The sequence below is a fragment of the Pseudomonas sp. Leaf59 genome, from assembly GCF_920984685.1.
In the GTDB taxonomy this organism is placed as follows: domain Bacteria; phylum Pseudomonadota; class Gammaproteobacteria; order Pseudomonadales; family Pseudomonadaceae; genus Aquipseudomonas.
In genome coordinates this window covers 73,629-95,957 of sequence record NZ_CAKLBR010000010.1, presented here as the reverse complement: position 1 = coordinate 95,957, position 22,329 = coordinate 73,629, and the positions used below count along the sequence as shown (strand labels likewise).

Genomic DNA, 22,329 nt, shown 5'->3' with positions numbered 1-22,329 from the left:
AGGGTGTCAGTCAATTGAAGTGAGACTGACCCACTGCTATCGGGAGCAAGCCCCCTCCCACCTTTAATTGCATTTCAAGTTGATTACGCTGCCCACGGCGAGGTGCGAATCACCTGTACAAAATTCGTCGGCTTGAACCCCGGCACCTGGTCCAGCAGAACATCGGTCTTTACGTTACCAAACGTGGTCTGCGGACGATGGCGCAAGCCGTCGGCAAATGCACAGATGATGCACTCCTTGAACCCCTCACCGCGTGGATGCGCATGCACCACAGCCTCGCGTTGCGCGCTGCTGAACGCGGCGTAGTCCATGCCCAGCACGTCCATTTCCACACCGGCGGTTACCAGCGCCACCGTGGGGCGCAGATGCTGCGGCACCCCCGGGGTTGTGTGCAGGGCGATGGACAGCCATACCTGCTCGATATCGTCATCGCTCAGCCCGTAAGGCTTGAGAAACTTCGCCGCCGCATTGGCGCCGTCCACTTCGAAGCGCTCGTCGTCGCTGCGATGGCCTTCCATCAAGCCCAGGTCATGGAACATCGCGCCGACGTACAGCAACTCAGGGTTGTACGCCAACTGCTTGCGTTCACCGCTCAATGCGCCAAACAGGAACACCCGGCGCGAGTGGTGGTAGAGCAGGTCGGACTCGATGTCGCGGATGTAGTCGGTAGCGGCCCTGGCCAGGGCGCTGTCGGGGATCTTGATGCCGGCGATGGTCGTGGTCATGGTTGTTCTCCTGTGGGAAGCACCCAGTCTGGTCGCGCACCTGCCGGGCGGCCATCGCGGCGAGGGTGCGATTGCGGCCAATATGCCGACACATCGTGCCAGGGGTGTACTCGGTCGAATGGGGGCGGTGGCTTGCCTGATAGCATCACCTCGATATACCTGATACACCGAGGTGTCTGCATCGCAGGCAAGTCAGCTCCCACAGGGGTGTCGGGTCAGCCCTATAAAGGTGTCGTCATGCATAGAACCGTCGCCATCCTGATCTTCCCTGGCGTCCAGTCGCTGGACGTGAGCGGACCCATGGATGTGTTCTGCGAGGCGAACCGATTCCTGGCGCCCGAGGACCATTACCAACTGGAAGTGATCGGTGTGGGTCACGGCGTGATGGCCGCTTCCAATGGGTTGTCGCTGCAAGCCCACAAGCACTACAGCGAAGCTCTGCAAACCTGTGATCTGCTGCTGGTCGCCGGCGGCCCGCAGTTGCCCTTCGAGGACTTCGGCGCGCAGTTCTATGATTGGTTGCGCGGCGCAGCGGCCCGGTCGCAGCGCTTCGGGTCGATCTGCAACGGCGCGTTCATGCTCGCGCGTGCCGGTTTGCTGGGCGGGAAAACCGTGACAACGCATTGGAACGATGCCGCTGACCTGGCGCGCCTGTGCCCCTCGGCGCGGGTCGAGGCCGACCGTCTTTACGTGCAGGACGGCAACCTCTACACCTCGGCCGGTGTGACGGCGGGTATCGATTTGTCGTTGTACCTGCTGGCCCAGGATCACGGGCCGGAGGTGGCCTTGAGCGTTGCCAAGCGCCTTGTGGTGTTCACCCAGCGTTCGGGCGGGCAGTCGCAGTTCAGCCCATTTCTCACACCCCATGCCGACACCTCCTCGGCGGTGGCTCGGGTGCAGTTGTATGTGTTGGCCAATTTAACCGGGGATTTGACCATCGCCGATCTGGCAAGGGCGGCCAGCATGAGTGCGCGCAATTTCTCCCGGGTGTTCGCCCGTGAAGCGCACATCACCCCGGCGGAGTTCGTCGAGCGTGCACGCGTGGATGCCGCGCGGGTGATGCTCGAAAGCACCCGCGCGCCGCTCAAGACGGTGGCTTATCAGTGCGGCTTTCGCGATGCACAGCACATGCGCAGCGTGTTCAGCCGCCGGCTGGGGGTGACGCCGCAGCGGTTCAGGCTCAACTTCGCCGCACCGGTGTGAGGCGCCGGTTTGAGAGTACCCCTCGACCAATGCCTATCGCGCTGGCAGCAGCTTGAGCGTGCCGCGCGTGTTGGCGGTGACTTCCTCGTCGGTGAAGTGCGCCTGTTCGTAACCGCCCTCGATGTAGGTTTGTGCCTGGTCGCTGTAATGCGCGTCGAACGGCACGCCGCTTTGCCCGACCGGGTTGATGGTGAGGGCGTGGGCGGCGTCGGCGAAGTCGATCAGGCGGCGGGTGGAGGGGCCGTAGGTGACGGGCCAGGGCGCCGGACCGATATTGGCTGACTGGTTGTTCGGTACTTCGTGGGTGCCGGGCGCGGCGAACGGGCCGACGTTAACGATCTGGTCCAGCGGCTGTTGCGAGCCCAGCGGATGGCCGTGGGTCAGGGTGTGCGCCTTGCCCCATTGCCACTGCGTCGGGTCGTCGCCGAATGTAGCCTTGAGATGGCTCAGGCTGTTGTCCCACGCGCGCTTGACGGTGTCGGCGCGCTTGCCGTCCCACCAGGGCGAGTCCGCGGACGCAGCCAGGCGCGGCAGCGCGGCGTCGATCACGCGGGTGCTGAGCAGGGTCTTGAACAGTGCGTCGCCGAGTTTGGGGTGGAAGGCCGCCTCGGCCAGGTTGAACAGGAACTGGTTGAACAGCGTGGCACTGGTGGACTCGAGCGGATAATCGCCTTTCCACGCCGCCAGTTGCTCCACCAGCTGCAACTGGGCCGGGTCCTTGACCACCTCGCGCAGCACCGGCAACAACGGCGCCAGCAGGCGCGGGCCGAACGCCGTGGTGGTGCCCAGTTGCAGAGCCTGGCTGTTGGTGACGTTCCACTTCACGCTGTTGTCGCTCAACTGAGCATTCAACTGCTGGCCACGGTCGGGCAGGTTGTAATAACCAGGGATTTCCATGCCGGTGGGCGATACCGGCTGGGCATTGGCGGACACCACGTAACCCCGCGCCGGGTTCTCTTCCTGCGGGTTGGCACTGAACGGGTAGAAGCCCAGTTTGTCGCCTTCCGGTGTGCTGCCGTCGAGGATCATCCCGGCATTCACGCCCGGCGGCCGCATCGGCAATTGCGCCGCCGCCCACCAGCCGATGTCGCCCTTGGCATTGGCCCACACGATGTTCAGGCCCGGCGCCGACACTTTGGAAGATGCCGCGCGCGCCTTGGCCAGGGTGTCGGCGCGGTTGAGTTCGTAGAAGCCTTCGAGGCTGCGGTTGTCGGTGTCGAGAAACGCCCACCACATGGCAATCGGCGTCGTGCCGCTGTTATCGCCGAGCACACTGTTGATGATCGGGCCGTGGGGCGAGCGGCGCAGGGTGAGGGTGACCGGCTCCTGGCCCTTGACTGCAATCTGCTGTTCGCTGCGGGTCATGTCGACCCATTGGCCGTGGTACCAGACCTGGTTGGGGTTGTCCGGGTTGGTCTTCTCGGCGATCAGGTCGAGGTCATCGTTCTGGAACATGGTCAGGCTCCAGCCGAAGTCCAGGTTGTGCCCCAGAAACGCCATCGGCGACAGCGCGTTGTGGTAGCCGTACAGCTCAAAGCCCGGCGCCGACAGCTGCGCCTCGTACCACACCGCCGGCACCGAAAAACGAATATGCGGGTCGCCCGCCAGCAACGGCTTGCCGCTCTGGGTGCGGCTGCCACTGATGGCCCAGGCGTTGCTGCCTTCGAACTGCGGCAAACCATTGTCGGCCAGGGCCTGATCGCTCAACCGGGCAAGGGCGCCGAGGTGTTGCCAGTCGCTGTCTGCCAGGTTCAGGGCGCCCCTGGGCTGCCAGTCGAGGTCGAAGACCTTCAGGTAGTCGCTGCCCAACCGGTCGTGGATATAGGTCAGCAACGGCTCGGTACGAAACGCGGCGGCAAAGCTGTAGGCCATGTACCCGGCAACACTGACGCTGTCCTCGGCGGTGAACGGCCGCTTGGCAATGCCCAGCACGTCGAACTCCAGGGGGCTGGGGTGGCCGGCCTGATACTGGTTGATGCCGTCGAGGTAGGCTTGCAGGGCTTTCCAGGTCGCGGACTCGTGGTCCATGTGCGCCACGTAGTCAGCGGCGCGCTCGCGAATGCGCAGGCTGCGAAACAGCTTGTCGGTCTCCAGCAGTTTGGGCCCCAGCACCTCGGCCAGTTCGCCACGGGCCAGGCGCCGCATCATCTCCATCTGGAACAGCCGGTCCTGGGCCTGCACATAGCCGAGGGCGCGATACAGATCGGCCTCGTTGCCGGCGCGAATGTGCGGCACGCCACGCTCGTCATAGCGCACCGTGACCGAGCCTTGCAGGTTGGCCAGCGTCTGCGTGCCCTGGCGGGTAGGTTGTTTGCTGTAGACATAGCCGCCAACGCCGGCCATGACGGCGACGATCAGCAGGGCAAGCACGATCAGGCTGCGTTTCATGGACGGTCCTTGGTCAGTCGCCTTCAAAGGTCATCGAAGTCTAATGGGTTTAGCGATGAAATGCCGATTGCCGCCTCGACAGCCGAGGTTCAAGTGGCCCGCGCCCCGCTGGGGCACTATGGCGCGGGATACTTTCGAGCTTTTTTGCCATGACCTGCGCCCTGCAACCGTTACCCGCTCCGCTGCGTCCCGAGGTTGCCTATATCGGCTGCCTGGAAGCCCCCTCGCTGATTGCAGGTTTTTTGCGGCACCCGCCGGTGGGTTTTGACGCGCAGGTTTCCCATCAGGGCCTGCCGTACTTCTTCACCCCCTTCGACCTGCTGACCACCGCCGACGACAGCTTCGTGGAACGTGTGCGCGGCTGGCCAGGCTACGGGCTCTGGCATGCCTGGTTGCGGATCGACAGCTGTTTTGTGGGCACCACCGTCAGCGAATATGCGCCGTTCCCCCAGGGCGTGTCGCCCCAGGACCTTGCCCAATGGTTGCAGCATGAATGCGCGCCGCAACGTGCGCTCACCATCGTCAAGGACGTGCCGTGCCAATCGCCGCTGCTGAGCGAGGCCGACAACCACTACGCGCAACTCCTGATCGATGACTGCACACGTCGCGGCTTCATCAGCCTGGAAGGCCAGGCGCTGGCGTATGTGCCGATCAACTTCAGCAGCGTCGACGACTACCTCGCGCGTCTGTCCCACAGCCGTCGCCGCAATATCCGGCGCAAACTGCGCAGCCGTGAGGCGCTGCACATCGAAGTGCTGCAAACCGGCGACGCGCGCTTCAACGACGACGCCTGGCTGGCGCGCCTCTACGGGCTGTACCGCGCGGTATACGACCAGAGCGAGATCCATTTTGACCTGCTCACCCCGGCGTTCTTTACCGAACTGCTGCGCGACGCCCACAGCCATGGGCGTGTGTTCTGTTACTGGCATTGCGACGAACTGGTCGGCTACAACCTGTGCTACGTGCAGGACGGCAAGCTGCTCGACAAGTACATCGGCCTCAACTACCCGCTGGCGCTGGACTTCAACCTGTACGTGGTCAGCTGGTTCGTGAACCTGGAATACGCCATTGCCCAGGGCCTGGATTTTTACGTGGCGGGCTGGACCGACCCTGAGGTCAAGGCCAGCCTCGGCGCCAGCTTCACCTTCACCCGCCATCTGGTGTGGGTGCGCAACCCGCTGCTGCGCAAGCTGGGCAACCGCTGGCGTCATCACTTTGAAAGCGACACCCAATGGCATCAGGAACACACGTCATGAAGGCCCTCGCACCGCTGATCCTCGATTTTGACGGGGCCGTGAGTGACATTTCCGACGCGGTGCACCTGCCGTTGCAGGCCTGGCAGGAAACCATCCGCTTCGGCTGCCGCTGGAGGCAATTCCACGCGCTGGAAAAAGCCCTCGATACGCGAATGCCCGACGAGCATGGCTGTGTGTTCACTGGTAGCGGCGACTATCACCACCTCAGTCATCTGCTGCTCAAGCGCCTGCCCACGCAGCAGAAATTCCAGCTGATCATCTGCGACAACCACCCCGATAACATGCGCTACCCGTTCGGCATCCACTGCGGTTCATGGGTGTACTGGGCCAGCCGTCTGCCGCAGGTCGAGCATGTGCATGTGCTGGGTATCGGCTCGCAGGACATTGGCCTGGGGCACGCCTGGGAAAATCACTGGTCGCCGCTGCTCAAGGGCAAGCTGACCTACTGGAACGTTAACGTCGATACGCGCTGGATGAACTGGGTGGGCTGTGGCCGCGGCAATCGCGCCTTCAGCCATGCCGATGCGCTGATGAGCGCGTTTCTGGCGCAGTTTGATCGAGCGCTGCCGGTGTACCTGTCCATCGACAAGGACGTGCTGAGCCCGGACGTGGTGAACACCAATTGGGATCAGGGTGAGTTTCTGGAGCATCACCTGGCGGCATTGATCGAGGCCTGTCAGGGTCGGATTATCGGCGCCGACATCACTGGCGACGTGTCCGAATACCATTATCAGGGTGCGTTCAAGCGTTGGTTGAGTGCGTCGGACGGCCAGGTGGCGCTACCGCCGGATCAGGTGCGGATCTGGCAGCAGCAACAGAACGCGCTGAATGCGCGGCTGGTCCGGCAGATTCATCAAGGTTGGGCTGCGCGGTAACCCTCAGGAGGGCGAGGTTTCCAGCGCCGTCTCGCCCGTCTTGGCCTCGGGGCTTTCCTGGCGCGCCAGACACAGAATGCCCGCCACGATCAGCAGGCCGCCGATGACCTTGGGAAGGGTCAGCGTGTCGTTGAACAGCCACACCGACACCAGCGTCACGCTGATCAGCTCCAGGTAGGACGCCGCGAACGCCGGGCCGATGGGCGCGTGTTTCATCAAGGTCATCCAGGTGAAGAACGCACCGATATAGCCGACAAACGCGCCGTAGATCCAGGGGTGACCAAACACGCGGACCAGCCAGGCCACATCCATCGCCAGGGGTTCGGCGTGGATCGAGGCGTACTTGAAACTGACCTGGGCCAGGGTGTCGAAAAAGATCAGCGAGAGAAAACCAAGGATATAAAAACGTTTCATCAGCCGAACCCCACAACGACAGTGCCCAGGGCGATCAGCAGGATGCCGATCAAGCGCCATTTGGTCAGGCTTTCTTTGAACCACAGGCGACCGGCAATCATGATCACCACGATATTGAACGAGCCCAGCATCACCGCCACCGACAACGGCACCAGCGACAGAAAGGCCAGCCACAGCACGAACTCGATCACATAGAGGCCGATGCCGATCCAGAACCAGTGACGCGCCAGCATGTGGCGCCAGTGGGCCATGCCGGAAAATTCCGCGCTGTGGGTGGCGGCGGCCTTGAAGGCCAGTTGGCCGGACGTATCAACGATGACGTTGAGAATCCAGAGGATGAAAGTCAGTTGGCTCATGGGGTCTGTGCGGTGGTCTGGGAGCGGCCAACATACCGCAGCCGGACGCCGCGGTTTTCGAAGTTCGCCGGCGCAACAGCCTACGTTCAGGTTGCCTGTTCAGGGCGCAACACGGGCCGAACTCCACGAGCAATAGCAGCCCACCGCGAGGGTGTGGGTGGCGTTGACCTCGCGGCCGTCCTCCAGCGCCTGCAGGATCGGTTCGATAAAACTGTTACTGGCGTTGCACGTGAGCCCTTCGCTGTACGGCCCGAAATAGGCGAGCTTGCCGCTGCGGTCCCAGATACCCACGGCCGGGCTGGCCGGTATCTGCTCGGCGCCGGGCAGCGCGTCGAGGGCTTTGAGCGCCAGCAGGTTGGCGGGCAACTGGCCATGGCTGCCGGGCTTTTGCACGGCATAGAACTCGACGCCCCTGGGCGCGTAGTGCTCGATCAGGTCGCCCAGGTGCTGCTGGTTGCCGACCGTGCACGGGCAGGCCGGGTCCCAGAAGTGCACCAGGCGAATCGGGCCGGGGCCGGCAAGTTCGGCGGGCAGGCGCAGCGCATCGCCAGAGAATACCGCCGTGTGTGCGCTGAAGGCGCGCAGGTAGCGGCCCTGAAACCAGGCATACGCCGCCCACAGCACGCCGGTGCAGAGGACCAGCAACAGGCCGGCGAACAGGACGGAACGGTAGGGCTGTCGCATTCGGATCGATCCTCAAGGGTCGCGTAGCTTGCCATGCCTGCCTCGACAGATGAATATCGCAGCTCGATCTTCATCTTCACCGTGAGTCTGGAACCCTTTATGCCTGTCACCTTTGACCCCGATCACCTGCGCGCGAGTCTGCGCCCGCTGGTGGATGCGCAACCGCTGTCAGCCGAGGCGCGGGTGTACCAGCGTTTCTACGGGCTCGACTTGCCTTCGCGCAAGGTGGTGAGCCGTCTGGGGCGCTTCGAGGTGGACGGGTTCGAGGTGGTGGCGCAGGTATGGTGGCCGCCGGTGCCGGTGGCGACGATGTTTTTGTTTCATGGCTTCTATGACCACATGGGGCTGTATCGGCATGTGGTGGACTGGGCGCTGGAACAGGGTTTTGTGGTGATCGCCTGCGACCTGCCCGGGCACGGTCTGTCCAGCGGCACGCGTGCCAGCATCGATGATTTCGCGGTGTATCAGCACGTGGTGCATGGGTTGTTCGAGCAGGCCCAGGCGTTGCACTTGCCGCAGCCCTGGCATCTGTTCGGGCAAAGCACCGGCGGCGCGGTGGTGGTGGACCACTTGCTCAGCCACGGCGCCGACAGTCCGGCCCAGGGCAAGGTCCTGCTGCTGTCCCCGTTGGTGCGCCCGCGCGCCTGGGGCTGGTCGCAGCTCAGCTATTACCTGCTGCGGCCATTCGTCAAAGGCATCGCGCGGCGGTTCAGCGAGAACACCCACGACCCCGAATTCAAACCGTTTCTTGAAGCCGATCCGCTGCAACCCCGGCAACTGCCCACCGCCTGGGTGGGAGCGCTGGTGCAATGGATCAAGCGCATCGAAGCGGCGCCACGCAGCGCAAGGCGAGTGGTGATTGTGCAGGGCGAGGAAGACATGACGGTAGACTGGCAGCACAACCTGCAGGTGCTGCGCAGCAAGTTCGAGCAACCCGAGGTGCTGATGCTGGCCAAGGGGAGGCATCACCTGGCCAATGAGATTGCGCCGATTCGCGAAGCGTACTTCCGCTATTTGACGGACCACCTGAAGTAATCCAGCTCGCAATGCGGGAAGGGGCTTGCTCCCGATAGCGGTGCATCAGTCGCCCTGGTGTCGACTGGCACTCTGTTATCGGGAGCAAGCCCCCTCCCACATTTTTTACGGTGTCAGGCTTGAAGTGCTTTGGCCCACCGCCAATCCTGCCCGGATCGCCGCCAGCGCCGCCTGGTAATACGCCTTGCCCTGCGGTGACTCTGCAAAGGTCGCGAATTCTTCCAGCTCCGGGTCGGACAAATCCCGATAGACGTAGAGCAAGGTGTTGTTCAGGTCCTTATCGATCTGCTGCATCAGCCGTTCGCGTTGGCCGTTCAACATGCCCTGGGCCTGCCCGCCGCCGAGCAAGCCGGGGATCATTTGGCTCAGGCTGTCGGCCGCCACGCCGGCAATCGCCAGGCTGACTTCCGCACCGGCTTCACGGGCGGGCAACGCCTGGGCCAGGTGGCCGATGATCAGGCTGCGGGTGGCGTCGGCCTGGATTTTCGGCAGGCCCTGGGCGTTTTTCGCCAGTTGGTCACGGCGCGTGGCGAGCAACTCGGCGGCGACGATCTTGCGGCCCAGCGGCGACTGGAAAAAACTCAGCGCCGGTTGCGGGTCGGCCAGGTGCTTGCGCAATTGCGCCTCGGCCCGCTGGTCCATGGCCTGGGCGGCGAAGCGTTTGTTGCTGTTGTCCACCAGCGCCTGGTACACCGCCGGCGGCAGGCTGTTGCGGTAGCGCTGCTGGGCGGCGCTGAGGGCGTCATTGAAATGCGCACGTTGTTCGGCCCAGCCGGCAACCTTGTACAACTGGTCATGGCTGTCTGCCCAGGCGGGCAACACGCAGAACATCAGCAAGGAAAAAAACAAACGACGCATAAGGACTCCTGTCAGTCGGCCACTATTGTCCGTGTCGGGCGTAGGATTTGTCGAGAAGTCCTATCAGTCACCTGACTAAAGTGTGTTCAGTCGCTCGACGGCGCTGTCGAATTCCCAGGCGTATGGATACTATGCGCGCCATGCAAATACCCCTCGATCACCCCTTGCTGCAACGCATTGTCGACGACCTGGCCGAAAAAGGCTGGTCGCAGCAGCACGCCTTCCTGCCCGAGGTTCTGACCCTGGAGTTGGCGGCTGAGTGCCGTAAACGTGCGGCCGAAGGTGAGCTGGCGCCTGCGGCCGTGGGGCGCGGCCCGACGCAGGAGATTCGTGAGGGGATTCGCGGTGACCATATCCAGTGGCTGGAGGAGGGCGACGCCGCCGTCTGCGACACTTACATGGCCGTGATGGACAGCCTGCGCCTGGCCATGAACCGTGGCCTGTTCCTGGGCCTGGAAGATTTCGAAAGCCATTTTGCGATGTACCCGCCCGGCGCGTTTTATCTCAGGCATGTAGACCGTTTTCGCGACGATGATCGGCGCATGGTATCGGCCGTTATCTACCTGAATGACGCCTGGCTGCCCGAGCACGGCGGCCAGTTGCGCATGTACCTCAAGGGCGGCACCGAACACGATGTGGTGCCCACCGGCGGCAGCCTGGTGGTGTTCCTGTCGGGCGAAGTGCCCCACGAAGTGTTGCCCGCCACGCGCGAACGGCTGTCGCTTACGGGCTGGTTTCGCCGGCGGGGCAATGAGCCTTTCTAAGCACTGACTCGGCCGGGACCCAGCGCTTATCAAAAAATAATGTGCTGATTCAAAACTTGAAATTTCAGGTAACCACATCTTTGTGGCGAGCGGGCTTGCCCCGCGTTGGGCTGCGCAGCAGCCCCAAAATCATGCGCAGTGCAGTGTCAGGCACACCGCGTTTTCCTTGATTGGGGGCGCTGCGCACCCCAACGCGTGGCAAGCCCGCTCGCCACAACAAGCCCGCTCGCCACAGAGGCTCCAGCGCCTTGCACATTCACCGCGTGTTACTCAGGCTTTAACCATTTCTGCCACATCGCCTTCAACCGGCCATCGGCCTTCACCCGATGCAACGCGTTGTCCAGGCTCACCTTGAACGCCGGGTTGCCCTTCTGAAACGGAATCGCCAGCTCGGGTTTCTCGCTGTACGCCTCGCTGAAATCGAAACGATCCTCAAGCTCGGCAGTCATAGCGATATGGTTGATGGCCACGTCGTACTTGCCGGTTTCCACGCCCGACAGCATGTCGGCGTCATCGGTGGTGATGAACGAGGGGCGCAGGTCCATCTCCTTGGCCAGTTGTTCGCCCAGCTCCACTTCAAAACCGGTGAGCTTGTCGCCGTCCTTGAAGTTGTAAGGCGGCGTATTGGCTTGCAGGACGATGCGCAGTTCGCCGCGATCGTTGATATCGTCGATCAACTCGGCGTGAGCCAAGGGGCTCAAGAGGGGTAGCAACAGTAACAGGCCAGGCGAGAAGCGCATGGTCACTCCTAGATTCGAATGTGCGAGGCGCCGATCAGCATCGCTTTGTCAGGGTGTCGAGTGCCTTGGACAGCAATATGTCGCGAAGTTGTCCTGAACCTACAGATTTCATACAAAACTGGAGAAGCGAATGAAAGCCCTTATGTCTCGTACCGCCCTGGCCAGCCTGCTGCTGGGTGCATCGATGTTGGCTGGCGCCGCTGACGGCATCCCGCGCAGCGCTCCACCCGAGGGTGCCAAGGTGTTTATCGTCTCGCCCAAGGACGGCGCCACCGTCGACAAGACCTTCACCGTCAAGTTCGGCATGGAAGGCTTGACGCTGGCCCCGGCCACCGAGCAGGCCGCCGGCACCGGTCACCATCACCTGCTGATCGATCAGAAGGAATTGCCGGACGCCAAGCTGCCGATCCCGGCCACCGACACCGTGATCCATTACGGCAAGGCCCAGACCGAAACCGAACTGACCCTCACCCCGGGCAAGCACACCTTGCAACTGGTGGCGGGCGACAAGCTGCACATGCAGTTCAACCCGACCGTGGTGTCCAAGGTCATCACCGTTAACGTCAAGTAAGCGTTGTTCGGCTAAAAAAAATGGGAGACCCCTGCGGGTCTCCCATTTTTTGTGCGGCGTGAAACGTCAGAACAATACGCGACTGCGGATAGTGCCGGAGATGTGCTGCAGCTTCTCCTGCGCCAGGTCCGAGTACTCGGCATCGACGTCGATCACCACGTAGCCGACCTTCTCGTTGGTCTGCAGGAACTGACCGGAGATGTTGATGCCGTTTTCCGCAAACACCTTGTTGATCTCCATCATCACACCTGGAATGTTCTGGTGGATGTGCAGCAGGCGGTGCTTGCCAGGGTGAGCCGGCAGGGCCACTTCCGGGAAGTTCACCGACGACACCGAGGTACCGTTGTCGCTGTACTTGACCAGCTTCTCGGCCACTTCCAGACCGATGTTGGCCTGGGCTTCAGCGGTGGAACCGCCGATGTGCGGCGTCAGGATCACGTTGTCCAGTCCACGCAGCGGGCTTTCGAAGACGTCGTCGTTGGAGCGCGGCTCCACCGGGAACACGTCGATGGCGGCGCCGATCAGGTGCTTGTCCTTGATCGCGTCGGCCAGAGCGTCCAGCTTGACCACAGTGCCGCGCGCGGCGTTGATCAGGATCCCGCCTTTCTTGATTGCGCGGATTTCCTTCTCGCCCATCATCCACTGGGTCTCGGACGTTTCCGGTACGTGCAGGGTGACGATATCGGACATGCCCAGCAGCTCGTTCAGGCTCGACACCTGAGTGGCGTTGCCCAATGGCAGCTTGGTCAGGGTGTCGTAGAAGAACACCTGCATGCCCAGGCCTTCGGCCAGCACCGACAGCTGCGTACCAATCGAGCCGTAGCCGATGATGCCCAGCTTCTTGCCACGGATCTCGAAGGAGTTGGCCGCGCTCTTGATCCAGCCGCCACGGTGGCAGGAAGCGTTCTTCTCGGGGATACCGCGCAACAGCAGGATGGCCTCGGCCAGCACCAGCTCCGCAACGGAACGGGTGTTGGAGTACGGTGCGTTGAACACCGCGATGCCGCGCTCGCGCGCAGCGTTCAGGTCAACCTGGTTGGTGCCGATGCAGAAACAGCCGACCGCCACGAGTTTCTTGGCGTGATCGAAGATCTCTTCGGTCAGCTGAGTGCGGGAGCGAATGCCGATAAAGTGCGCGTCGGCGATCTTTTCCTTCAGTTGGGCTTCCGGCAGAGAACTGGTGATGTACTCAATGCTGGTGTACCCGGCGGCCTTCAGGACGTCGACGGCCGATGGGTGGACGCCTTCCAGAAGAAGGAACTTGATCTTGCTCTTATCGAGAGAAGTCTTGCTCATCTGCGTAAACCTGTATCCCGGAGAAAAATGGCAGGGAATCGAATAGCCGGATGTGCCCTGATTCACCAATACTGTTTCCGTTTGACGGCGTCTGTTGCCGTCATGCTGCGTTGCCGCTCCTCCCCATAGCAAGCTATGAGTCGTCGCGGCGCCTTGCCTGACGACAACAGCCACTCGCCAAACAGAAACGTATTGGTAAATCAGGGCACAGAGCTGACCCGGACGGCAGGAAAGCCGTCACCGCAGAAACGCCCTTTGGGTCTGTCCTGCGGGGGCGGTATGCTAGCATACGCACCCCGCTAAACACCTATTCCTGCGACGTGAAGCGTTCTCAGGATGACCATGAATTGTTCGAGAGTTCTGTCGATGACCCAGGTTGCCCTGATTGATGAGCTGAAGACCCTGGTTGAGCCCGGCAAGGTGCTGACCGATGCCGACTCCCTGGAAACCTACGGCAAGGACTGGACCAAGCATTTCGCCCCGGCGCCCACCGCCATCGTCTTTCCCAAGACCATCGAACAGGTGCAGGCCATCGTTCGCTGGGCCAATGAGCGCAAGTTCGCGCTGGTACCGTCCGGCGGGCGTACCGGGTTGTCGGCGGCGGCGGTGGCGGCCAATGGCGAGGTGGTGGTGTCGTTCGACTACATGAACCAGATTCTCGACGTGAACCTCACCGACCGCACCGCCGTCTGCCAGCCGGGCGTGGTCACCAAGCAATTGCAGAACGTCGCCGAGGAAAACGGCCTGTATTACCCGGTGGACTTCGCCTCGTCCGGTTCCAGCCAGATTGGCGGCAACATCGGCACCAATGCCGGCGGAATCAAGGTGATTCGCTACGGCATGACCCGCAACTGGGTGGCCGGCATGAAGGTCGTCACCGGCAGGGGCGATGTGCTGGAACTGAACCGCGACCTGATCAAGAACGCCACCGGCTATGACATGCGCCAGCTGTTCATCGGCGCCGAAGGTACCCTGGGGTTTGTGGTCGAGGCCACCATGCGCCTGGACCGAGCGCCCAAAAACCTCACGGCCATGGTGCTGGGCACCACCGACTTCGACTCGATCATGCCGGTGCTGCACGCGTTCCAGGGCAAGCTGGACCTGACCGCCTTCGAGTTCTTTTCCGACAAGGCCCTGGCCAAGGTCATGGGCCGTGGCGACGTGCCCGCCCCATTCGAGACCGATTGCCCGTTCTACGCGTTGCTGGAATTCGAAGCCACCACCGAAGACGTCGCCAACCATGCTTTGGAAACCTTCGAGCACTGCGTGGAGCAGGGCTGGGTGCTGGACGGCGTGATGAGCCAGAGCGACACCCAACTGCATAACCTGTGGAAACTGCGCGAGTACATCTCCGAGACCATTTCCCACTGGACGCCGTACAAGAACGACATCTCGGTGACGGTCTCCAAGGTCCCGGCCTTCCTCAAGGAAATCGATGCGATCGTTGGCGAGCACTACCCCGACTTCGAAATCGTCTGGTTCGGCCACATCGGCGACGGCAATCTGCACCTGAACATCCTCAAGCCGGAAAACCTGAGCAAGGATGAGTTCTTCGCCAAGTGCGCCACCGTGAACAAGTGGGTGTTCGAAACCGTGCAGAAGTACAACGGCTCGATCTCCGCCGAACACGGCGTGGGCATGACCAAGCGCGATTACCTGGCCTACAGCCGCTCACCGGTTGAAATCGAATACATGAAGGCCGTGAAAGCGGTATTCGACCCGAACGGGATCATGAACCCCGGCAAGATCTTCGCTGTTTAAACGCACCTGAAGGAGTCGTTCCATGAGCTACCAGCACAAGTATATCGACGGCACCAATATCCACTTCCCGTTGGGCAAAGTGGTGTGCATCGGGCGTAACTACGCCGAACATGCCAAGGAGCTGAACAACCCGGTGCCCACCGAACCGCTGCTGTTCATCAAACCGGGCAGTTGCGTGGTCGGGCTGGAGGGCGGTTTCGCCATCCCCACCGAGCGCGGCTCGGTGCACTACGAGGCGGAAATCGCGGTGCTGATCGGCAAGCCCCTGTCGAACAACCCCAACCGTGAAGAAGTGCTGGACGCCATCTCCGGCTTCGCCCCGGCCCTGGACCTGACGCTTCGCGACAAGCAGGCCGAACTCAAATCCCAGGGTTTGCCCTGGGAAATCGCCAAGTCGTTCGACGGCGCGGCGGTGATTGCCCCCTTCGTGGTGAGCAGCACGTACCCGGACGTCACCGACATCGGCATCCGCCTGACCATCAATGGCGAAGTGCGCCAGGACGGCAACAGCGCGCTGATGCTCAACCCGATCATCCCGATGATCCAGCACATGGCCGGCTGCTTCTCGCTGCAGGCTGGCGACGTCATCCTCACCGGCACTCCCGCCGGCGTGGGCCCGCTGAATGTGGGCGATGAACTGGTGCTGGAACTGGCGGGCGGCACCCGCTTCGAAAGCGTCGTTCGCTAAAAGCTTGGTCAAAACCTGTGGGAGGCTCCGCAAATCTTCGCCTTAGCGCTGTCGTGCAGCAAACCGGAGCCTCTGTAGCAAGCGCGCCCGTTGTGACAAGCGGGCTTGCTGTGGCGAGCGGGCTTGCCCCGCGTTGGGGTGCGAAGCGCCCCCAATCAACAAAAGCGCGGTACACCTGACACTGCGCAGCGCATAGTTTTGGGGCTGCTGCGCAGCCCAACGCGGGGCAACCCCGCTCGCCACAGCACTACCGTCTTTGCATTTTTTTCACACGCCGTCTGGATAATCCTCGCTTCTAACGCGCAGCCCTTCGCATCCTGTGCTATTCCCTACCGCTGACTTTCCGGAAAAGCGACCCATGGCCGTGCCTCTGCCTACCTCCAAATCCACGCTTCGCCCCCGCCGTTTCATGCGCTGGTATTCCTGGGTATTCCTGGCCGCTGCGGTGCTGTATGGCGTGGCCTGGGCCATGCATTGGGACGACCGGGGCGTGCTGTGGGTGCTGGAACGCTTCGAATCCCCGGCAGAACGCCAGCAAAGCATCTGGCTGCCGGACTATCACGCGGTGATCGATGCCAAATTGCTGCCCGGGATGGAAGGGGATGAGGCGTCGGACGTCTCCTACAATCCGCACAGCAAAACGCTGTTTTCGGTGATGGGCAAGAACCCGTTTCTGGTCGAGCTGAGCCTGCAAGGCGACGTTCTGCGCAAGATGCCGCTCAATGGCTGGAACAACCCGGAAGCCGTGACGGTGATGGAAAACGGCCTGATCGCCGTGGTCGACGAGCGTCAGCACAGCCTTACCATCGTCAGGATCGATGCGGGTACCACTGCGCTGAACAAAGCCGATTTCCCCAGTTATGACCTGGGCCCGTCCAAGGACCAGAACAAGGCCTTTGAAGCCGTCGCCTGGGACCCGCGCAACCAGCAACTGGTGCTCGGCGAAGAGCGCCCGCCTGCGCTGTTCACCTGGAAAAGCGATGGCAGCCAGACCCTGGTCGGCGCCAAGCAGAAGCTGAGCAGCAACGAACTGGATGTACGCAACCTCTCGGCCCTGGCGGTCGACCCGCGTACCGGCCACCTGCTGGTGCTGTCAGCCGACTCGCACCTGCTGCTGGAGCTGGACGAGCATGGCAAGCAAGTCAGCTTCATGACCCTGCTCGGTGGTTTCAACGGCCTGAAGAACACCATTCCCCGTGCCGAAGGGGTGACCATGGATGACGAGGGCAACCTCTACATGGTCAGTGAGCCCAACCTGTTCTACCGTTTCGAAAAGCATCAATAACCGGCGGATTGCGTCGGTTTGATCCCTGTAAACGGCATTCGCCAGACAGCCGGGCGCGTTTAAGTTTAAATTCAGGCGACCTTGATATCTATTCGCCAGTTTTTTTCTCCGAGCCCGCCCCGATGCGTCGACTTGCCCGTCCCAAACCTGCTTTTCTCATCCTGTTGTTGATCGCCCTGGTGGCCGGCGTGGTCGTCGCCCAGCAGTTTCGCCTGTTCGAACGGGCCTGGTTCAACTGGCAAGTGTGGCGCCAGCCGGCCGACCAGCGCTCCATCGGCCTGAACGACTACCAGGTCACCCTCGAAGCGCAGAAAATCGAGGGCCTGGACGACGATGTCTCGGCGCTCACCTACGACCCGGTGCGCAAAAGCCTGTTTACCGTGACCAACAAAAACGCCGAACTGATCGAGCTGTCCCTGGACGGCAGGATCCTGCGGCGTATTGCGCTGGTAGGGTTTGGCGATGCCGAGGCGGTGGAGTTCATCAGCGACAACATCTACGTGATCAGCGATGAGCGCCAGCAACGGCTGATCAAGGTGCACGTGGACGATGACACGCAATTTCTCGACGCGGCCGACGCCGAGCAAATGACCCTGGGCGTGCACATGGGCAGCAACAAGGGCTTTGAAGGCCTGGCCTACGACTCGGTGGGCAAGCGCCTGTTCGTCGCCAAGGAGCGCGACCCGATGCTGATCTACGAGGTCCACGGGTTTCCCCATTTCAAAGCGGAAAAAACCTACTCGGTGCACGTGATCAATAACCCCAAGCGCGATGCCGGGCTGTTCGTGCGCGACCTGTCGAGCCTGCAGTACGACGAGCGCAGCGGCCATTTGCTGGCGCTGTCGGATGAGTCGTTTCTGGTGTTGGAGCTGGATATCGACGGTCGCCCATTGAGCACCTTGTCGTTGCTCAATGGACGCCATGGATTGAAGAAACGCGTGCCCCAGGCCGAAGGGATCGCCATGGACGACCAGGGCAGCCTGTACCTGGTGAGCGAACCGAACCTGTTTTATGTATTCAAGAAACCGGACGCTTGAACCGCTGAAGATCCAATGTGGGAGATCCAATGTGGGAGGGGGCTTGCTCCCGATAGCAGTGTGTCAGTCAACACAGATGTGACTGAGCCACCGCTATCGGGAGCAAGCCCCCTCCCACATTTAGCGACTGTGTCAGGCTTTGAGGGTTTTCACGCCTTCAGGAGTGCCCAGCAACAACACATCCGCCGGGCGAGCAGCGAACAGGCCGTTGGTAACCACGCCGACAATGGCATTGATCTGCGTTTCCAGCCCCACCGGATCAGTGATCTGCATATTGAACACGTCAATGATGATGTTGCCGTTGTCGGTCAGCACGCCTTCGCGGTACACCGGGTCGCCGCCCAGCTTCACCAGCTCGCGGGCCACGTGGCTGCGGGCCATGGGGATCACCTCCACCGGCAGCGGGAAAGCGCCGAGCACCGGCACCAGCTTGCTGGCATCGGCGATGCAGATAAAGGTTTTGGCCACGGCCGCGACGATTTTCTCGCGGGTCAGGGCTGCGCCGCCGCCCTTGATCAGGTTCAGGTGCTCGTCGCTCTCATCGGCGCCGTCGATGTAGAACTCCAGGTCGCTAACGGTGTTGAGCTCGTACACAGGAATGCCATGGCCCTTGAGGCGCGCGGCGGTGGCTTCGGAGCTGGCCACGGCGCCGTCGAACGCGCCCTTGTGCAGGGCCAGCGCATCGATAAAGCAGTTGGCGGTGGAGCCGGTGCCGACACCGACGACGCTTTTGTCGTCGAGTCTGGGAAGGATTAAATCGACGGCGGCCTGGGCCACTGCCTGTTTGAGTTGATCCTGGGTCATGCGGGCTCCGGAACGGGCGGGGAGTTATCGAGGGCGGCGAGTATAACCCAACAAAACCTCGGGATTCGTGTGGTCCTACGGCCAAAGGCCGGGTTAGACTCATCGGTCCTGTCCCACTCGCCCAGTGATTGCCGACGATGCTTGAAGACTACGTCAAAAAGATCCTCACCTCGCGCGTTTACGACGTTGCCGTAGAAACCCCGTTGCAGATCGCCCCGCAGCTTTGCGAACGCCTGGACAACAAGGTCTGGCTCAAACGCGAAGACTTGCAGCCGGTGTTCTCGTTCAAGATTCGCGGCGCCTACAACAAGCTCACCCAGCTCGGCAGCGAGGAGCGCGCGCGCGGCGTGGTCACCGCGTCGGCGGGCAACCACGCCCAGGGCCTGGCCCTGGCGGCCAAGGTGCTGGGGGTCAAAGCCACTATCGTGATGCCCAAGACTACGCCCGAGATCAAGGTCGAAGGCGTGCGCTCCCGGGGCGGCATCGTGGTGCTGCACGGCGACTCCTTCCCGGAGGCGCTGGCCTACTCGCTCAAGCTGGTCGACGAACAAGGCTACGTCTACATCCACCCCTACGATGATCCGCACACCATTGCCGGGCAGGGCACCGTGGCGATGGAAATCCTGCGCCAGCACCCAGGGCCCTTGGACGCGATTTTCGTGCCGGTGGGCGGCGGGGGGCTGATCGCCGGCATCGCGGCGTACGTGAAATACCTGCGCCCGGAGATCAAGGTCATCGGCGTCGAGCCGGACGATTCCAACTGCCTGCAAGAGGCCATGGCCGCCGGCGAACGCGTGGTGCTGCCGACCGTGGGCCTGTTTGCCGATGGCGTGGCGGTGGCGCAGATCGGCCATTACACCTTCGAGATCTGCAAGGATTATGTGGATGAAGTGATCACCGTCAGCACCGATGAAATCTGCGCGGCGATCAAGGACATCTACGACGACACCCGCTCCATCACCGAGCCGGCCGGCGCGTTGGGTGTGGCCGGCATCAAGAAATACGTGGAGACCCGTGGCGTCAGCGGGCAGACGTTCGTTGCCATCGACTCCGGCGCCAACGTCAACTTCGACCGCCTGCGGCATGTGGCCGAGCGCGCCGAACTGGGCGAGGGCCGCGAAGCCATCATCGCCGTGACCATCCCCGAACGGCCGGGCAGCTTCAAGGCGTTCTGCGAGGCTGTGGGCAAGCGCCAGATCACCGAGTTCAACTACCGCTACCACTCCGGCAGCGAGGCGCACATCTTTGTCGGCGTGCAGACCCACCCGGACAACGACCCGCGCAGCGCACTGATCGCCAGCCTCACCCAGCAGGGTTTCCCGGTGGTGGACCTGACCGAAAACGAACTGGCCAAATTGCACATTCGCCATATGGTCGGCGGGCATGCGGCGCACGTCAGCAATGAATTGGTGTTCCGTTTCGAGTTCCCGGAGCGGCCGGGGGCCTTGTTCAACTTCCTTAATAAACTGGGCGGGCGCTGGAACATCTCGATGTTTCACTACCGTAACCACGGTGCGGCAGACGGCCGTGTGGTCGCCGGCCTGCAAGTGCCGGCGGACGAGCGTCACCTGGTGCCGGCGGCCCTTGAGGCGATTGGCTACCCGTACTGGGATGAAAGCGAGAACCCGGCCTACACACTCTTCCTCGGTTAGCGACTACGCTGCAGGCGCAACCTTTTAAGGAATACGAGCGATGGAAACCCTGATCACCCTGAAAGTTATCCACATTGCTGCCACGGTATTGCTGTTGCTCAGCGGTATTGGCCTGGCGCTGCTGGCCTGGCGCAAACGCAGCGCAGGCCCGGCGGTGACCCTGCAACGCCCGTGGGTGTTTGTATGGTTATTGATGGGTGTGTGCGTGGTGAGCATGCCGTTCACCGGCTGGTGGCTGGCACACCTGACGGGCTGGCCGCTGGGGCAAACCTGGATTCTGGGCTCGAGTATTGTGTATACCGTGGCCGCGCTGGCCTGGTTCTGGCTGGTGGCGCGGCTCAATCGTCTGCGCAGGGGTGAGGGTGGCAGCCTGAACTTCACGCGGGTGCTGGCGGTGGTCAGCCTGGTGGGGTTTGTGGTGATTGCCGGGTTGATGGGGGCCAAGCCGGTTTGAGATTTTTTGTGGCGAGCGGGCTTGCCCTAATGCCGTTCAGTTAAGCGCAGATTCCCTGTGGCGAGCAGGCTTGTCCTGCGTTGGGCTGCGCAGCAGCCCCAAAGCCAGACGCTGAGCCGTATCAGGTACACCGCGTTTTGCTTGATTGGGGGCGCTTCGCACCCCAACGCGGGGCAAGCCCGCTCGCCACAGGAGCAATATCAGCTGCGCAGGGTAATTACCGGCCAGCCACGCTTTTCGGCCTCAGCCCGCAGATTCGGGTCCGGGTCCACCGCCACCGGGTGTGTCACCTGCTCCAGCAGCGGCAAATCATTCATCGAATCACTGTAGAAATAGCTGTCTTCCAGGCTGTAGCCCGTCTCTTCCAGCCAACGGTTCAAGCGCGTCACCTTGCCTTCGCGAAAGCACGGTACGTCGGTGCTGCGCCCGGTGTAACGCCCATCAACCTCTTCGCATTCAGTAGCGATCAGCGTCTCGACCCCCAGCAGTTCGGCAATCGGCGCGGTGACGAAGCGGTTGGTCGCGGTGATGATCACCAGCTTGTCGCCGGCGGCGCGGTGCCTGGCCAGCAGCTGTTCCGCCAGCGGCAGCATCAGTGGCGTGATGCAGTCGCGCATGAAGTCGCGATGCCATTCATCCAACTGGGCCCGCTCGGTACGGCCGAGGATTTCCAGGCTGAAGTTGAGGTAGGCGGCATTGTCGAGCCGGCCGGCCAGGTAGTCCTGATAGAACTCATCGTTACGCGCCTTGTAGGCCACCGCGTCGAGAATCCCGCGCTCGCAGAGGTAATCGCCCCAGGCGTGGTCGCTGTCACCGCCGAGAAGGGTGTTGTCCAAGTCGAATAAAGCCAGGCGCATTGCAGTTACTCGCTGAAAAGTCTGTAAAAAGGCGTCCAGAATACGGACTTTTCACAAGAGTGCACATAAGCTAAGAAGCCTCGTTGCCGCTTGATCAACCTTTGTGGAACAATGCGGCGACATGCGTTTGCGAGGTTGTTGCCGTGATCGACCCCGATGGTTTCCGTCCTAATGTCGGGATTATTCTTACGAATGATGCCGGACAGGTGCTATGGGCTCGCCGAATCAACCAGGATGCCTGGCAGTTTCCTCAAGGCGGAATCAACCCCGACGAATCCCCTGAAGACGCCTTGTACCGTGAGTTGAACGAAGAAGTGGGCCTTGAACGCGAAGATGTGCAAATTCTGGCCTGCACCCGTGGCTGGTTGCGCTATCGTTTGCCGCAACGCCTGGTGCGTACCCACAGCCAACCGCTGTGCATCGGCCAGAAGCAGAAATGGTTTCTTTTGCGCCTGATCTCCAACGAGCAACGGGTGCGGATGGATTTGACCGGTAAACCGGAGTTCGATGGCTGGCGTTGGGTCAGCTATTGGTACCCGTTGGGCCAGGTGGTGACATTCAAGCGCGAAGTGTATCGTCGCGCGCTCAAAGAGCTTGCCCCGCGCCTTTTATCGCGCGACTGACGA

23 protein-coding genes are annotated in these 22,329 nt (G+C 62.0%); 13 read left to right on the top strand and 10 right to left on the bottom strand.

Annotated features, from left to right (window positions below):
- Nucleotides 1–83: 83 nt before the first annotated feature.
- Entirely contained in the window at nucleotides 84–725 is a 642-nt protein-coding gene (locus LUB09_RS13160; RefSeq protein ID WP_231422763.1) for an HD domain-containing protein, read from the bottom strand.
- Between the two features lie 237 nt (nucleotides 726–962).
- On the opposite strand from LUB09_RS13160, the gene LUB09_RS13155 reads away from it, so the two are divergent.
- Nucleotides 963–1,928 (top strand): GlxA family transcriptional regulator, encoded by a 966-nt coding sequence (locus LUB09_RS13155; protein ID WP_231422762.1) that lies wholly within the window; start codon nucleotides 963–965, stop codon nucleotides 1,926–1,928.
- Nucleotides 1,929–1,961: 33 nt separating this feature from the next.
- Here the strand turns inward: LUB09_RS13155 and LUB09_RS13150 are convergent, their stop codons facing one another.
- Nucleotides 1,962–4,316, bottom strand: a complete 2,355-nt coding sequence (locus tag LUB09_RS13150; protein ID WP_231422761.1) for a penicillin acylase family protein — start codon at nucleotides 4,314–4,316, stop codon at nucleotides 1,962–1,964.
- A 149-nt stretch (nucleotides 4,317–4,465) separates the two neighbouring features.
- On the opposite strand from LUB09_RS13150, the gene LUB09_RS13145 reads away from it, so the two are divergent.
- Together LUB09_RS13145 and LUB09_RS13140 are read left to right on the top strand one after the other, a co-directional pair.
- Nucleotides 4,466–5,572: a GNAT family N-acetyltransferase gene (locus LUB09_RS13145; RefSeq protein WP_231422760.1), complete on the top strand. Its 1,107-nt coding sequence runs from the start codon at nucleotides 4,466–4,468 to the stop codon at nucleotides 5,570–5,572.
- A complete protein-coding gene (locus LUB09_RS13140) occupies nucleotides 5,569–6,447 on the top strand; it encodes a hypothetical protein (protein ID WP_231422759.1) in 879 nt (292 codons plus the stop codon). Before LUB09_RS13145 ends, LUB09_RS13140 begins: the two co-directional genes overlap by 4 nt.
- Before the next feature lie 3 nt (nucleotides 6,448–6,450).
- On the opposite strand, the gene LUB09_RS13135 is transcribed toward LUB09_RS13140, so the two are convergent.
- From LUB09_RS13135 to LUB09_RS13125, 3 genes are all read right to left on the bottom strand, one after another.
- Nucleotides 6,451–6,861, bottom strand: a complete 411-nt coding sequence (locus LUB09_RS13135) for a DMT family transporter (protein WP_209986087.1) — start codon at nucleotides 6,859–6,861, stop codon at nucleotides 6,451–6,453.
- Nucleotides 6,861–7,217 (bottom strand): EamA family transporter, encoded by a 357-nt coding sequence (locus tag LUB09_RS13130; protein ID WP_209986083.1) that lies wholly within the window; start codon nucleotides 7,215–7,217, stop codon nucleotides 6,861–6,863. Before LUB09_RS13130 ends, LUB09_RS13135 begins: the two co-directional genes overlap by 1 nt.
- 99 nt (nucleotides 7,218–7,316) lie before the next feature.
- Complete coding sequence (locus LUB09_RS13125; protein ID WP_231422758.1) at nucleotides 7,317–7,901, bottom strand: DUF6436 domain-containing protein; 585 nt, start codon at nucleotides 7,899–7,901, stop codon at nucleotides 7,317–7,319.
- 99 nt (nucleotides 7,902–8,000) lie between these two features.
- On the opposite strand from LUB09_RS13125, the gene LUB09_RS13120 reads away from it, so the two are divergent.
- The gene (locus tag LUB09_RS13120; protein WP_209986077.1) at nucleotides 8,001–8,936 is read left to right on the top strand and encodes an alpha/beta hydrolase; all 936 of its coding nucleotides are present in this window, start codon (nucleotides 8,001–8,003) and stop codon (nucleotides 8,934–8,936) included.
- 105 nt (nucleotides 8,937–9,041) lie between these two features.
- Here LUB09_RS13120 and LUB09_RS13115 read toward each other — a convergent pair whose 3' ends face one another.
- The gene (locus LUB09_RS13115) at nucleotides 9,042–9,794 is read right to left on the bottom strand and encodes a DUF2059 domain-containing protein (protein WP_209986074.1); all 753 of its coding nucleotides are present in this window, start codon (nucleotides 9,792–9,794) and stop codon (nucleotides 9,042–9,044) included.
- Nucleotides 9,795–9,925: 131 nt separating this feature from the next.
- Here LUB09_RS13115 and LUB09_RS13110 point away from each other — a divergent pair, with 131 nt between their 5' ends.
- A complete protein-coding gene (locus LUB09_RS13110) occupies nucleotides 9,926–10,558 on the top strand; it encodes a 2OG-Fe(II) oxygenase (RefSeq protein ID WP_209986070.1) in 633 nt (210 codons plus the stop codon).
- A gap of 266 nt (nucleotides 10,559–10,824) precedes the next feature.
- On the opposite strand, the gene LUB09_RS13105 is transcribed toward LUB09_RS13110, so the two are convergent.
- Nucleotides 10,825–11,298, bottom strand: coding sequence for a transporter substrate-binding domain-containing protein (locus tag LUB09_RS13105; RefSeq protein ID WP_231422757.1), 474 nt, complete (start codon nucleotides 11,296–11,298; stop codon nucleotides 10,825–10,827).
- A 130-nt stretch (nucleotides 11,299–11,428) separates the two neighbouring features.
- Here LUB09_RS13105 and LUB09_RS13100 point away from each other — a divergent pair, with 130 nt between their 5' ends.
- On the top strand, nucleotides 11,429–11,869 hold the full coding sequence (locus LUB09_RS13100) for a DUF4399 domain-containing protein (RefSeq protein ID WP_209986065.1): 441 nt from the start codon (nucleotides 11,429–11,431) through the stop codon (nucleotides 11,867–11,869).
- Between the two features lie 66 nt (nucleotides 11,870–11,935).
- On the opposite strand, the gene serA is transcribed toward LUB09_RS13100, so the two are convergent.
- Nucleotides 11,936–13,165 carry a phosphoglycerate dehydrogenase gene (gene serA, locus LUB09_RS13095; protein ID WP_057006466.1) on the bottom strand — a complete coding sequence of 410 codons (1,230 nt, stop codon included), beginning with the start codon at nucleotides 13,163–13,165 and terminating at the stop codon, nucleotides 11,936–11,938.
- Between the two features lie 366 nt (nucleotides 13,166–13,531).
- Here serA and LUB09_RS13090 point away from each other — a divergent pair, with 366 nt between their 5' ends.
- From LUB09_RS13090 to LUB09_RS13075, 4 genes are all read left to right on the top strand, one after another.
- Entirely contained in the window at nucleotides 13,532–14,926 is a 1,395-nt protein-coding gene (locus tag LUB09_RS13090) for an FAD-binding oxidoreductase (protein ID WP_231422756.1), read from the top strand.
- A gap of 22 nt (nucleotides 14,927–14,948) precedes the next feature.
- Nucleotides 14,949–15,614, top strand: coding sequence for a fumarylacetoacetate hydrolase family protein (locus tag LUB09_RS13085; RefSeq protein WP_057006468.1), 666 nt, complete (start codon nucleotides 14,949–14,951; stop codon nucleotides 15,612–15,614).
- A gap of 358 nt (nucleotides 15,615–15,972) precedes the next feature.
- Nucleotides 15,973–16,899 carry an SdiA-regulated domain-containing protein gene (locus LUB09_RS13080; protein ID WP_209986055.1) on the top strand — a complete coding sequence of 309 codons (927 nt, stop codon included), beginning with the start codon at nucleotides 15,973–15,975 and terminating at the stop codon, nucleotides 16,897–16,899.
- Between the two features lie 122 nt (nucleotides 16,900–17,021).
- Nucleotides 17,022–17,936, top strand: a complete 915-nt coding sequence (locus LUB09_RS13075) for an SdiA-regulated domain-containing protein (RefSeq protein ID WP_209986052.1) — start codon at nucleotides 17,022–17,024, stop codon at nucleotides 17,934–17,936.
- A 132-nt stretch (nucleotides 17,937–18,068) separates the two neighbouring features.
- Here the strand turns inward: LUB09_RS13075 and rpiA are convergent, their stop codons facing one another.
- A complete protein-coding gene (gene rpiA / locus LUB09_RS13070) occupies nucleotides 18,069–18,740 on the bottom strand; it encodes a ribose-5-phosphate isomerase RpiA (RefSeq protein WP_231422755.1) in 672 nt (223 codons plus the stop codon).
- 137 nt (nucleotides 18,741–18,877) lie between these two features.
- Between rpiA and ilvA the strand changes: the two genes are divergently transcribed.
- Nucleotides 18,878–20,392 carry a threonine ammonia-lyase, biosynthetic gene (gene ilvA / locus LUB09_RS13065; RefSeq protein ID WP_209986046.1) on the top strand — a complete coding sequence of 505 codons (1,515 nt, stop codon included), beginning with the start codon at nucleotides 18,878–18,880 and terminating at the stop codon, nucleotides 20,390–20,392.
- 40 nt (nucleotides 20,393–20,432) lie between these two features.
- Complete coding sequence (locus LUB09_RS13060) at nucleotides 20,433–20,846, top strand: DUF2269 family protein (RefSeq protein ID WP_209986043.1); 414 nt, start codon at nucleotides 20,433–20,435, stop codon at nucleotides 20,844–20,846.
- Between the two features lie 200 nt (nucleotides 20,847–21,046).
- Here LUB09_RS13060 and LUB09_RS13055 read toward each other — a convergent pair whose 3' ends face one another.
- Nucleotides 21,047–21,703, bottom strand: coding sequence for an HAD family hydrolase (locus LUB09_RS13055; protein WP_231422754.1), 657 nt, complete (start codon nucleotides 21,701–21,703; stop codon nucleotides 21,047–21,049).
- A gap of 143 nt (nucleotides 21,704–21,846) precedes the next feature.
- Here LUB09_RS13055 and LUB09_RS13050 point away from each other — a divergent pair, with 143 nt between their 5' ends.
- Entirely contained in the window at nucleotides 21,847–22,326 is a 480-nt protein-coding gene (locus LUB09_RS13050) for an RNA pyrophosphohydrolase (protein WP_003234706.1), read from the top strand.
- Nucleotides 22,327–22,329 lie beyond the last annotated feature (3 nt).